The organism is Streptomyces africanus, from assembly GCF_002150735.1.
Taxonomy (GTDB): Bacteria; Actinomycetota; Actinomycetes; order Streptomycetales; family Streptomycetaceae; genus Streptomyces; species Streptomyces africanus.
Window position 1 is genome coordinate 16572 of the sequence record NZ_MUKA01000326.1, and the last position, 11403, is coordinate 27974.

Here is an 11403-nt window from a genome sequence, read left to right on the forward strand (position 1 = left end):
GGGGGAGGTCGGCCCAGGTGATCCTCACGGTCACGCTGAACACCGCTCTCGACATCACCTACCGCGTGCGGTCCCTCAGACCGCACGCCTCCCACCGCGTCTCCGAGGTGACGGAACGCCCCGGCGGCAAGGGCGTCAACGTGGCCCGGGTGCTCGCCGCGCTCGGGCACGAGGTGACGGTGACCGGTTTCACGGGCGGGGCGACGGGACGGGTCGTGCAGGAGTGGCTCGCGGCGGTGCCGGGCGTGGTGGACGCGCTGGTCCCGGTCGCGGGCGCGACCCGCCGCACGATCGCCGTGGTCGACGAGCAGACCGGCGACACGACGCAGCTCAACGAACCGGGCCCGATGATCGCGCCCGCCGAGTGGTCGGCCTTCCAGGAGGCCTACGAGGACCTGCTGCCGTCCGCCTCGGCGGTGGCCCTCTGCGGCAGCCTGCCGCCGGGCGTGCCGGTGGGGGCGTACGCAGGCCTGGTCCGGACGGCCCGTGCCGCCGGGGTCCCGGTCCTCCTGGACACGAGCGGCGAGGCGCTGCGCCGGGGTGTCGCGGCCCGCCCGGACATCATCAAGCCGAACGCCGACGAACTGGCGGAACTGACCGGCTCCCACGACCCCCTGCGCGCCACGCAGGACGCCCGCCGCCGGGGCGCGGCCGCGGTCGTGGCGTCCCTCGGCCCGGAAGGCCTCCTCGCCGCCACCCGAGAGGGCCGCTGGCGAGCCACCCCACCGGCCTCTGTGCGAGGCAACCCGACGGGCGCGGGCGACTCGGCGGTCGCGGGCCTGCTGTCGGGCCTGGTCGAACACCTCCCCTGGCCGGACCGCCTGGCCCGGGCGGTGGCCCTGTCGGCGGCGACGGTCTCGGCACCGGTTGCGGGGGAGTTCGAGCGGGGGGTGTACGAGGAGCTGCTGGGGCGGGTCACGGTGTCAGGGGAAGCCAGCGCGGCCTGAGCCGAAGAGCGTCAGCGCCCCCAGGAGCGCTTCCGCCTCTGCTCACCCGTTCTTACCCGTGAGATACAGCTGATCGATGACGGCGTCGCACTGGTTGCCCTCGTTGCAGGCGAGCTCGATGGTGTTGGTGCCCTTGGTCAGGTTCACATTGGCCCAGGTGTTCTTCCAGCCCTGTTCCCAGTCACCCTTGGGCGTGTTCCCGAAGTTCGCCATACTCAGCGGCTTGCTGTTGGCCTCGCCGTTGACCACCACGGTCGCGTTGGCGTCCACGCCCGGGACGCCGTAGTTCACGTACAGCCGGTAGGTGCCGGCCTTCTTGATGCCGTCGACGGTCCAGGTGACGGTCGCTCCGACGTGGTTGAAACCCGTCACATAGACGCCACCGTCGGCCTTCGCGCCCTTGAAGTCCGACGCCGTCGAAACACCCGGCCCGAGCCGCAACGCCTTCGCGTCGGTCTTGGGCAGCTCCACCTCGCTCTGACCGCCCTTGCTGGGCGACGGGCTCGGCTTCGAGTTCTGGGACTGGGTCGGCCCCGGGTTCGCCTGGTTGTCGGGCTCGTCCTGGTCCTTCTCGCCGCCCAGCATGGCCACACCGATGCCGATGACGACCGCCGCGACCACCGCGATCGCGCCGATCAGCAGACCCTTGGTGTTCGGCCCGCGGCCACCACGGCCGCCACCGCCGCCGCCCGGCACCTGCTGCTGCGCGGTGGGCGCACCGCCGGGCAGCGTCTCCGGTGCCGCGTAGTGCGCGTTCGGCCGGCCGGGAGCGCTCTGCTGCGGGACCTGGCCGTACGGTGCGGTCTGGCTCGCCTGCGGCTGCTGGCCGTACTGGCGTGTGCCGACCGCCCGCACCCGGTTGACCGAGTTCGGGTAGCCGTAGCCCCCGGACGGCGGCTGGGCCCCGTTGGCCTGCCCGTCGGCGTAGAGATAGCCGAACGGGTCGTCGTCCTCGGGCGTGCTCGCGCCGTTGTTGCCGGGCGTCATCCCTTGGTCTCCTCAGTCAGGTGCGGTGCAATGCGGTACATGGAGCAGAGGGCGAGCCTACCCGCTCCCAGTGACCCAAACGGGTGACTCAGACCGCATCAACTCGCTGACCTGGGATTCACCCGGCGCGTCTGTGCTGTTTGGGACGAGATCGTTTCTCGACGTACATCCGCTCGTCAGCGGATTTCAACACTTCGTCCGCCGTCATTCCACAGTGTGCCCATCCGATGCCGAAGCTGGCGCCGACCCGGACGGCCCGTCCCTCGGCGCGGATGGGCTGGATGATCTCGTTGCGCAGCCGGACCGCGAGGTCCTGCGCGTCGGCGCGGCCGAGCCCGTCGGCGAGGATGACGAATTCGTCACCACCGAGCCGGGCGACCGTGTCGCCGTCGCGGACGCCGTTGCTCAGCCGGCGGGCGACCTCGATGAGAACCGCGTCACCGGCGTTGTGCCCGAACCGGTCGTTGATCGACTTGAAGCCGTCGAGGTCGCAGAAGAGGACGGCGAGGCCCTTGGTGCCGTCGTCGTGGTCGCCGTCCGGGGCGACGGTGTGCACATGGTGGTCGTAGGCGTCGTACGGCTCCACGCTTTGCCGGAAGTCGAAGCCGGGCCCGACCACGTCGAAGTCGGGATGACCGTACGCCGCGTCGTGGGACTCGACGACGGCGGATTGCGCGGTGGCGCGCTGACACAGGCGCGCGGACAGGCGGGAGCGCAGCTCGGCGGAGTTCGGCAGGCCGGTGAGCGAGTCGTGGGAGGCGCGGTGGGCGAGCTGGAGCTCGCGGCGCTTGCGCTCCTCGATGTCCTCGACGTGGGTGAGGAGGAAGCGCGGTCCGTCGGCGGCGTCCGCGACGACGCTGTTGCGCAGGCTGACCCAGACGTAGGTGCCGTCCCGGCGGCCGAGGCGGAGCTCGGCCCGGCCGCCCTCGGCGGAGGTGCGCAGGAGCGTGCCTATGTCCTCGGGGTGGACCAGGTCGGAGAACGAGTAGCGGCGCATCGCGGAGGCGGGGCGGCCGAGCAGCCGGCACAGGGCGTCGTTCGTGCGCAGGATCCGGCCGTGCTGGTCGCCGCCCATCTCGGCGATGGCCATGCCGGAGGGGGCGTACTCGAAGGCCTGCCTGAAGCTTTCCTCACTGGCCCGCAGCGCCTGCTGCTCGCGCTCCAGCCGGACGAGCGCCCGCTGCATGTTGGCGCGCAGCCGGGCGTTGCTGATCGCGATGGCGGCCTGGAAGGCGTACATCTGGAGCGCCTCGCGGCCCCAGGCGCCGGGGCGGCGGCCGTTGCGCGGCCGGTCGACGGACAGCACGCCGATCAGCTCGCCGCAGGCTGCGCTGCCCTGCGGGCCGGGCGCGTACATCGGGGCGAAGAGCCGGTCGGCCGGGTGCCACTCGTCCTCGAAGCGGGGGGCGGGGCCGTCGGTGTACCACTGCGGGACGTCGTCGTCGTCGAGGACCCAGCCCTCGGTGTGCGGTATGAACACCAGGTCGCCCCAGTGCTCGCCCATGCCGAGGCGGCGTTCCCAGGACTCGCGCGAGCCGACGCGGCCGGTGATGAGGGCCTCGGCGGCGGGGTTCCCGGCGAAGGCGGCGACGACGAGGTCGCCGTCGGGCCGTACGAGGTTCACGCACGCCAGCTCGTACCCGAGGGCGGCGACGACGCCCTCCGCGACGGTCTGCAGTGTGTCCGCCAGGCTGCGGGCCGTGTTCATGTCGGCCATGACCTGGTGCAGTTGCCGCAGGGACGCAAGGCGGACGTAGGGCTCCGACTCGGTCTCCATGCTCGCCCTCCCCCCGAGACCTCGCAGCGAATCAAGGGTTCTCATCGGCGTATCGTCCTGGCAGCTTCCCAGCCACTGAATCACAGCGCGCTGCCCACTCGGTACACAGGGTCAACAATTCCTGCCCCTTGTGACTCAAGTCACAGGCAAACCTGAACAATTGAGTGGAGTTTCTGCGTTCTTCACGTGCGGCTACCGAACGCAAGCATTGTCAGGTTGCGCACCTATATCTCCCCTGAGTCCGTCGGGAGTCCTAAGACCGTGATCGGGCGGGAGCCCGATGCGGGGCGCCGGAGACGGAGACTAGCGTTTCGGGCGTGCCGAACACTCCCACAGCCACGTCCCCGATCATTCCGTCGCCCGCCTCCGGGCATGCTGAGGGGGTGAGCAACGACGAGTTCCGCGCCGCCATGTCCCGGCTGGCCTCGGGCGTGGTCCTGGTGACCGCGCAGGAGCCGCCGCTCGACCCGGACGATCCCTCGGCGCCGGGCAGCGAGGACGTGGGCATGACCGCCACGGCCTTCATGTCGGTGTCCCTGGACCCGCCCCTGGTGCTGGTGAGCCTGCGCGAGGGCTCCCGCATGGACGAGCTGCTCGACGAGCAGCCCCTGTGGGCGGTCTCGGTCCTGTCCGAGAGCCAGCGGCACATCGCGGGCCGCTTCGCCATGAAGGGCCGCGTCAGCGACCGTCTGCTCTTCGCGGACGTCCCGTACACGCGCGGCGAGTACACCGACGCGCCGCTGGTCGGCGGCGCCCTGGCCGTCCTGGAGTGCCGCACGGAGCAGCGGGTCCGGGCCGGCGACCACACCCTGGTCATCGGCCGCGTGCTGACGGCCCGGGTGCCGAGCACGGAAGGCGGCCCGCTGACGTATTTCCGTGGCCGGTACCGGCACTTGGGTTGAGGAAACGGTTGGCCCGGTGGTCGTCCGCCCGCCTAGGGTGCGCGCATGACCAGGACCGGCCCGCGCCTCGCAGAGATCACCCCGGCGAACCTCGACGCCGCCCTCGGCATCGCCGTCCGCCCCGACCAGGAGCACGCGGTCTCCCCGGTCGTGAAGTCCCTCGCCGAGGCCTACGTCCATCCGGGCGTCGCCTGGCCCCGCCTGATCGTCGACGGCGACCGCCCGGTCGGCTTCCTGATGGCCTTCCTCGACATCGACTGGTACGAGGACGGCAGCGTGCGGCGCTCGGGCCTGTGGCGGCTGAACATCGCGGCCGGGGAGCAGGGCAGGGGCTACGGCCGTTTCGCCGTCGACTCCGTCGCCGACGAGCTGCGCCGGCGCGGCACCAAGGAGTTCTACGTCTCCTGGCACCCCGGCCCCGACGGCCCGGAGGGCTTCTACCTGGGGCTCGGATTCCGCCCGAACGGCGAGACCAGCGGAGGCCAGACGGTCGGAGTGCTGGAGCTGGCCTAGTTCCAGTTCTGCGCGGAACGGCCTCGCTTGGTCTCCGAGCGCTGTTTCTTCTCGCGCAGGCGCCGCTCGTTGATGCCCCGGGGGATCCGGGTCGGCTTGCGGGGCTTGGGCGGGGGTGCGGTCGCCTCGGCCAGGAGCGCGGCGAGGCGTACGGCGGCGGCCTCGCGGTTGCGCCACTGGGAGCGGTGCTCGGAGGAACGCACGGTGACGACCCCGTCGACCAGGCGCCCGGCCAGGCGCTCCAGCGCCCGCTTCTTCCACACCTCGGGCAGCGCCTCGGTCCTCGCCAGGTCGAAGCTCAGCTCGACCTTGGAGTCACTGGTGTTGACGTGCTGCCCGCCCGGCCCCGACGACCGCGAGAAACGCCAGATGAGCTCGGCCTCGGGCAGGGAGACGGAGCCGCGGATGACGTGGGGACCAGACATGCCCTCCATGTTCCCGCTCCTGACCGGTCCACGTCACCCGAATAATCGCGCGTAAAGAAAGTAAAGGACCTGGAACCTCGCGTACCCCTCTCCGCGTTCATGGGGGTAGCTGTAGCTTCTTTGCCGTACGTAAACGAGGGAAGGGACTCCCAACAATGGCTGTAAGCCTGTCCAAGGGTGGCAACGTCTCGCTCACCAAGGAGGCTCCGGGCCTGACCGCCGTCACCGTGGGCCTCGGCTGGGACGTCCGCACCACCACCGGCACGGACTTCGACCTCGACGCGTCCGCGATCGCGGTCAACACGCAGGGCAAGGTCTACTCGGACGCCCACTTCGTCTTCTTCAACAACAAGCAGACCCCGGACAACTCGATCGTCCACACCGGTGACAACCGCACGGGTGAGGGCGCCGGCGACGACGAGGCGATCAACGTCAACCTCGCCGCCCTCCCGGCCGACATCGACAAGATCGTCTTCCCGGTGTCCATCTACGACGCCGAGAACCGCTCGCAGAACTTCGGCCAGGTCCGCAACGCCTACATCCGCATCGTCAACCAGGCCGGCGGCGCCGAGATCGCCCGCTACGACCTGTCGGAGGACGCCGCGACGGAGACGGCCATGGTCTTCGGCGAGCTGTACCGCAACGGCGCGGAGTGGAAGTTCCGCGCGGTCGGCCAGGGCTACGCCTCGGGCCTGGTCGGCATCGCCCAGGACTTCGGCGTGAACGTCTGACGGACGCCCTCACCTGCGGCGAAAGCCCCCGGCGCCGGACCGCCGGCCCGGGGGCTTTCCCGTTCCCGCCCCGGGTCATCGACCGTCGCGAGGACCTGCAGATGAAGCGCCCTTGTGCGGTGCTGCGCAAGGAACTCAGCGCGTCCTGGCGGGCCCTCAGGGCCGCTCCGGCTTCCCCTCCCCGTACAGCCAGTCCTCCCAGATGCCGTCGAGGTCCTTCCCGGGCGCCTGCTTCTCGACGTACGCCGTGAAGTCGGCCGTGTCGGCGTTCCCGTGGCGATGGGCCGCCGCCCACCCGCGGAGGATGCCGCCGAACGCCGCGTCACCCACCGCCTGGCGGACCTTGTGGAGGACCATGGCGCCGCGCTGGTAGACGGGGGCTTCGGAGAGGTGCGCGGCGTCGGTGGGTTTCCCGGGCGGGAAGGACCAGAGGTCCTCGTACGTCTGCTCCCCGTGGTCGTACAGCGCGTCGAAGGTCTCCTGCGCCGTCTCGCCGCCGTGGTCTTCCTCCCACATCCATTCCGCGTACGTCGCGAAGCCCTCGTTGAGCCACATGTCCCGCCAGCTCTCGGGCGTCACGGAGTCGCCGTACCACTGGTGGGCGAGTTCGTGGACGAGGAGGGTGATGTCGGGGGCGCCGGGGAACACAGGACGGCTCTGGGTCTCCAGGGCGTAGCCGATGTCGGCCGCGCGGTCGACGATCGCTCCGGTGGAGGAGAAGGGGTAGGGGCCGAACCGCCGCTCCGCCCAGCGCAGGACCTCGGGGATGCGCGCGAGGACCGCGCGGCTCCCCTTCTTCTCCGCCGGGTCGACGGCCGTGTAGACGGGCAGGCCGTCCCGGGCGGTGGCGCGGGAGATGTCGTAGTGGCCGATGGCGAGCGTGGCGAGGTAGCTCGCCATCGGCTCGGCGGTGTGCCAGCGGAAGGTCGTCCGGTCCCGCGCGGTCGTCTCGCCGCGCAACTCCCCGTTGGACACGGCCCGCAGTCCCCGCGGCACGGTCACCGTGAGGTCGTACGCCGCCTTGTCGGAGGGGTGGTGGTTGCCGGGGAACCAGGCCATCGACCCGGTGGGCTCGCCCAGCGCGAGGGCCCCGTCCGTGGTGCGCAGCCAGCCCTCCTGGGAGCCGTCCGGGTCGGTGACGGTCTGGGGCGCCCCGGAGTAGCCGACGGTCACGCGGAACGTCTCGCCCTCGTCGAGATCCTCACGCGGCCGGACGGTGAGTTCCTGCCCGGCTCGGTTCCAGCGGGCGCTCTCGCCGTCGACGGTGACCTTTCCGACCTCCAGGCCGAGCAGGTCGAGGTTGAAGGCGGAGAGGGCTTTGGTGGCCCGGGCGGTGAGGGTGGCCGTGCCGGTGAGGCGGTGTGCGTCCGGGGTGTAGCCGAGGCGCAGGCCGTAGTGGGTGACGTCGTAGCCGCCGTTGCCGGCCTTCGGGAAGTACGGGTCGCGTACGCCGGAACCGCCCGGGGTGCCGTGGACTCCGCCGCCGCAGGCGGTACCGGCGAGAGCGCAGCAGACGAGCAGGACAGGGACAAGACGTACAGATCGGGCCACGATCGCGATCGTACCGACGCGTGACACCATCACATCCGTGCTCGACATCGGCTACGCCCTCTCCAACCGCTTCCCCGACCCGCCGCAGACCGACTACCGCCGTGCGGACGTCCGCGCCCTGCGGCACGACCTGTTCTGCGGGGACGTCTATCTGGCGGACACCGAACAGGACCGGGAGGTGTCCACAGCCTGGGGATGGGTGCCGGTGCTCGACTTCGCGTGGGCGCTGTGCGACATCGTGGAGCGCATCGACCGAGACCCGGCGGGCTCCCGGGCGTCCCGGCCGCAGCGCGCGGAGCTGGACTTCACCGAGTCGACCGACCGGATGCTCTTCGAGCGCCGCTTCGGGTGGGTGGACATCGAGGCCGACTGGATGCCAGCGGAGGAAGCTCCCCTGACCTTCTCCCACACCGAACTGCGCCGCGAGGCCCGCGACTTCCTGCACGACCTGATCGCCGACCTCACCGACCTGCACGACGACCTCGCCGAGAACCCGGCGATCTGGACGCTCCAGGCGCGTTTCCCCCGCCTTCCGTAAACCCCGCCGGGACTCAACCCTCCACGCGGATCCCCCACTGCGCGGCAAGCACCGGCGCCAGATCCAGCAGCTGCGCCGTGCTGATCACCGCCCCGGCCAGCCGGTCCAGCCCGCGGCTGATCTCCAGGGACGCGGCACCCCGCAGGTCGACGTCCGTCAGGGTCGCCGCGTGGAGGTCGGCGCCCTTCAGCGTGCAGTCCACGAACTCCACGCGCTCCAGGCGGGCGCCGCCGAAGTCCGGCTCGACCAGGACACAGCCCTCGAAGACGACGTCTCTGAGCCGGGCCGTGCGCAGGTTCAGATAGTCGATCTTGCCGCCGCGGACCAGCACCCGCTCCAGCACCGCCCCGTGCAACTGCGGCCCGCCGAGCCGGGCATCGGTCAGCTCCACATCGCGCAGGGTCGCCTCGGCGAGGTCGGTGCCGACGCCCCGGACGCCGGTGAGAGCCGAGTCCAGGACGCGGGCGTGCCGCAGCCGGGTCTCGTCCAGCGCGCAGTCCGTCAGGGCGCAGTCCATGAAGCGGGCGCCCGATCCGTCCTGCCCGGTGAAGTCCGCTCCCCGGAAGTCCAGCCCGTCGTAGTCCCCGTCCGGTTCCAGCGCACCGCCCTCGTGGGGCTCCAGCGCGGGCAGCCGCACCTCCGGTCGCCGCGCGCCCTTCACACCCGTACCGCCCGCCGCTCTCCTCGCCATGCCCCCCATGCTGCACCCCACCACTGACAACCGGCCCCGACCTGCGAGAACTCCGGCCATGTCACATTCCGGTGCCCTCGGCCGGTCGTACGCACAGAAGGCGACCCCGACCCGAGGGAGACCCCCAGCCATGCACCGCATCACCGTCATCGGCGGCGGCTTCGCCGGACTGACCGCCGCCATCACCGCCGCCGAGGCGGGCGCCAAGGTCACCGTCCACGAAGCCCACCACACCCTCGGCGGCCGGGCCCGCACCTCTGAAGGCCCCTACCGCACGAACGAGGGCCCGCACGCCCTCTACAACGGCGGCCCGCACTGGACCTGGCTCAAGCAGCGCGACCTGATCGGGCCGCTAGCCCCGATCCCGCCCCTGGAGGCCGCCCGGCTACGGCTGCGGCACCACGGCGTGCTGCGCCGCACCCCGCCCTTCCCGATGCTGAAGCTGCTGCGCCGGACCGCCGCGCAGGCGCCCGTGGACGTCGACTTCCTGACCTGGGCGACCGGTATCGCGGGCGAGGAGGGGGCCCGGGCCGCCGCCCACTACTCGGCCGTCGCCCTCTTCCACCACGACCCCGGCTCCCTGTCGGCCGCGTTCGTGCAGGAGCGCCTGCGCCGCGCCACCAAGCTGCCGCCCGAGGCGCACTACCCGCGCGGCGGCTGGGCCACCCTCATCGACCGGATGGCCGCCCGCGCCTGGAACCTGGGCGTCCGGATGGAGACCCTGTCCCGCGTCGACACGCTCCCCACCGACACGCCGGTCGTCGTCGCCACCTCCCTCGACGCCGCCCGGCGCCTGCTCGGCGACGACTCCCTGACCTGGCCGAGCGGCCGTACCGTCCTCGTCGACCTCGCCGTACGGACGCGGCGCGGGGACGCGTTCGCGGTCTCCGACCTCGACGCGCCCGGCTGGCTCGAACGGTTCACCGCCCAGGACCGCAGCCTCGCCCCGGCCGGCCGGCAGCTCATCCAGGGTCAGATCCCCATCGCCCCGCACGAGTCCAAGGCCGACGGCACCGCCCGCGCCGAGCAGTTGCTCGATCTGGGCTTCCCGGGCTGGCGCGAGCGCGTCACCTGGCGGCGCGAGGCCGTCGCGAACGGCCGTACGGGCGCGGTGGACCTGCCCGGCACCAGCTGGCGCGACCGTCCGGCCGTGGACCGGGGCGACGGTGTCTACCTCGCCGGCGACCAGGTCGCAGCCCCGGGCGTGCTGTCGGAGGTCTCCTTCAACAGCGCCCTGACGGCGGTGTCGTTGGCGCTCGGCCGACGGGAGCTTGACCTCAAGCAAGCTTGAGGTTGAAGGCTGGGCTCAGACCACCACGACACGAGGAGCCCCGATGCACGCCATCCGCCTGCACGCCTTCGGCCCGGCCGAGAACCTCACCTACGAGCAGGTCGAGGACCCGCGGCCGGGCCCCGGCCAGGTCCGTGTCGCCGTACGGGCGGCGGGCGTCCACCTCCTCGACACCGCCCTGCGCGAGGGCGGCCAGGGCCCGGCGCCCGAGCCGACGCCCCTGCCCACCGTCCCCGGCCGCGAGGTCGCCGGTGTCGTCGAGTCCCTGGGCGAGGGCGTCGCGGGCCTGTGGCTCGGCAAGCGGGTCGTCGCCCACCTCGGCTTCGTCCCCGGAGGCTATGCCGAACTGGCCGTCACCGAGGCCGGGCGCCTGCACGAGATCCCGGAGAACCTGGACTTCGCCGAGGCCGTCGCCATGATCGGCACGGGCCGTACGACGATGGGGATCCTGCAGTTCACCGAGCTGGGCCCCGACTCGGTGGCCGTCGTCCCGGCGGCGGCCGGCGGCATCGGCACGCTCCTCGTGCAGTACGCCAAGAACGCCGGCGCCACGGTCGTCGGCCTCGCGGGCGGGCCGGAGAAGGTCGCCCGCGTGCAGGCGGGCGGCGCCGATCTCGCCGTCGACTACAAGGACCCGGCCTGGCCCGCGAAGGTCCGTGCGCACCTCGGAGGCCGGGCCGCGACCGTCGTGTTCGACGGCGTCGGGGGCGATGTGGCCCGCGAGGCCGTCGCCCTGCTCGGCCCCGGCGGCAAGCACATCGTCTTCGGCTGGTCCGCGGACGGCATCCACGACGGCGGCCCCTACCTCGTCGAGGGCGTCTCCGAGCAGGTCCTCGGCCCCGTGATGCTCCGGAAGGCCGGTGGCCCCGACCCCGTGCGCACCCTCGAACTGCGCGCCCTCACCGAGGCCGCCGCCGGACGTCTGGCCCCCGCCGTGCAACGCTTCCCGCTCCGCGAGGCCGCGGCCGCGCACCGGGCGCTGGAGAACCGGGGGACGATCGGAAAGGTGGTCCTGGAGCCGTGACGCGAGGCCCCGCCCGTTCATTCACA

Annotated in this window: 12 protein-coding genes; 7 read left to right on the forward strand and 5 right to left on the reverse strand. The window is 72.1% G+C overall.

All coding sequences use genetic code 11. From position 1 onward, the window contains the following. Nucleotides 1–17: 17 nt before the first annotated feature. A complete protein-coding gene (locus CCL05_RS33625; RefSeq protein WP_086564436.1) occupies nt 18–947 on the forward strand; it encodes a 1-phosphofructokinase family hexose kinase in 930 nt (309 codons plus the stop codon). A 42-nt stretch (nt 948–989) separates the two neighbouring features. On the opposite strand, the gene CCL05_RS33630 is transcribed toward CCL05_RS33625, so the two are convergent. Beyond that, nucleotides 990–1934 carry a carbohydrate-binding protein gene (locus CCL05_RS33630; protein ID WP_086564437.1) on the reverse strand — a complete coding sequence of 315 codons (945 nt, stop codon included), beginning with the start codon at nt 1932–1934 and terminating at the stop codon, nt 990–992. Nucleotides 1935–2052: 118 nt separating this feature from the next. Next, nucleotides 2053–3711: a diguanylate cyclase CdgB gene (cdgB, locus tag CCL05_RS33635; RefSeq protein ID WP_086564438.1), complete on the reverse strand. Its 1659-nt coding sequence runs from the start codon at nt 3709–3711 to the stop codon at nt 2053–2055. A gap of 317 nt (nt 3712–4028) precedes the next feature. Here cdgB and CCL05_RS33640 point away from each other — a divergent pair, with 317 nt between their 5' ends. Both CCL05_RS33640 and CCL05_RS33645 read left to right on the forward strand, forming a co-directional pair. Further along, nucleotides 4029–4613 (forward strand): flavin reductase family protein, encoded by a 585-nt coding sequence (locus CCL05_RS33640; protein ID WP_086564439.1) that lies wholly within the window; start codon nt 4029–4031, stop codon nt 4611–4613. 45 nt (nt 4614–4658) lie between these two features. Next, entirely contained in the window at nt 4659–5126 is a 468-nt protein-coding gene (locus CCL05_RS33645) for a GNAT family N-acetyltransferase (RefSeq protein WP_086564440.1), read from the forward strand. Here CCL05_RS33645 and arfB read toward each other — a convergent pair. Further along, complete coding sequence (gene arfB / locus CCL05_RS33650) at nt 5123–5560, reverse strand: alternative ribosome rescue aminoacyl-tRNA hydrolase ArfB (protein WP_086564441.1); 438 nt, start codon at nt 5558–5560, stop codon at nt 5123–5125. The two genes, CCL05_RS33645 and arfB, sit on opposite strands and share 4 nt — an antisense overlap. Before the next feature lie 146 nt (nt 5561–5706). Here arfB and CCL05_RS33655 point away from each other — a divergent pair, with 146 nt between their 5' ends. After that, nucleotides 5707–6282: a TerD family protein gene (locus CCL05_RS33655; protein WP_010035999.1), complete on the forward strand. Its 576-nt coding sequence runs from the start codon at nt 5707–5709 to the stop codon at nt 6280–6282. Between the two features lie 156 nt (nt 6283–6438). On the opposite strand, the gene CCL05_RS33660 is transcribed toward CCL05_RS33655, so the two are convergent. Beyond that, on the reverse strand, nt 6439–7881 hold the full coding sequence (locus CCL05_RS33660; RefSeq protein ID WP_086564442.1) for a M1 family metallopeptidase: 1443 nt from the start codon (nt 7879–7881) through the stop codon (nt 6439–6441). Here CCL05_RS33660 and CCL05_RS33665 point away from each other — a divergent pair. Next, a complete protein-coding gene (locus CCL05_RS33665) occupies nt 7871–8371 on the forward strand; it encodes a hypothetical protein (RefSeq protein WP_086564443.1) in 501 nt (166 codons plus the stop codon). The two genes, CCL05_RS33660 and CCL05_RS33665, sit on opposite strands and share 11 nt — an antisense overlap. Nucleotides 8372–8384: 13 nt before the next feature. Here CCL05_RS33665 and CCL05_RS33670 read toward each other — a convergent pair whose 3' ends face one another. Beyond that, nucleotides 8385–9062 carry a pentapeptide repeat-containing protein gene (locus tag CCL05_RS33670; RefSeq protein WP_086564448.1) on the reverse strand — a complete coding sequence of 226 codons (678 nt, stop codon included), beginning with the start codon at nt 9060–9062 and terminating at the stop codon, nt 8385–8387. A gap of 130 nt (nt 9063–9192) precedes the next feature. Here CCL05_RS33670 and CCL05_RS33675 point away from each other — a divergent pair, with 130 nt between their 5' ends. Together CCL05_RS33675 and CCL05_RS33680 are read left to right on the forward strand one after the other, a co-directional pair. Beyond that, nucleotides 9193–10353, forward strand: coding sequence for an FAD-dependent oxidoreductase (locus CCL05_RS33675; RefSeq protein WP_086564444.1), 1161 nt, complete (start codon nt 9193–9195; stop codon nt 10351–10353). 43 nt (nt 10354–10396) lie between these two features. After that, nucleotides 10397–11377 (forward strand): zinc-binding dehydrogenase, encoded by a 981-nt coding sequence (locus CCL05_RS33680; protein ID WP_086564445.1) that lies wholly within the window; start codon nt 10397–10399, stop codon nt 11375–11377. Nucleotides 11378–11403 lie beyond the last annotated feature (26 nt).

Bases quoted from the DNA above. Each gene is read 5' to 3' on its own strand.
- CCL05_RS33630 (WP_086564437.1), bottom strand. From the start codon at position 1,934: ATGACGCCCGGCAACAACGGCGCGAGCACGCCCGAGGACGACGACCCG.
- cdgB (WP_086564438.1), bottom strand. From the start codon at position 3,711: ATGGAGACCGAGTCGGAGCCCTACGTCCGCCTTGCGTCCCTGCGGCAA.
- CCL05_RS33645 (WP_086564440.1), top strand. From the start codon at position 4,659: ATGACCAGGACCGGCCCGCGCCTCGCAGAGATCACCCCGGCGAACCTC.
- arfB (WP_086564441.1), bottom strand. From the start codon at position 5,560: ATGGAGGGCATGTCTGGTCCCCACGTCATCCGCGGCTCCGTCTCCCTG.
- CCL05_RS33655 (WP_010035999.1), top strand. From the start codon at position 5,707: ATGGCTGTAAGCCTGTCCAAGGGTGGCAACGTCTCGCTCACCAAGGAG.
- CCL05_RS33660 (WP_086564442.1), bottom strand. From the start codon at position 7,881: ATGTCGAGCACGGATGTGATGGTGTCACGCGTCGGTACGATCGCGATC.
- CCL05_RS33670 (WP_086564448.1), bottom strand. From the start codon at position 9,062: ATGGCGAGGAGAGCGGCGGGCGGTACGGGTGTGAAGGGCGCGCGGCGA.
- CCL05_RS33675 (WP_086564444.1), top strand. From the start codon at position 9,193: ATGCACCGCATCACCGTCATCGGCGGCGGCTTCGCCGGACTGACCGCC.
- CCL05_RS33680 (WP_086564445.1), top strand. From the start codon at position 10,397: ATGCACGCCATCCGCCTGCACGCCTTCGGCCCGGCCGAGAACCTCACC.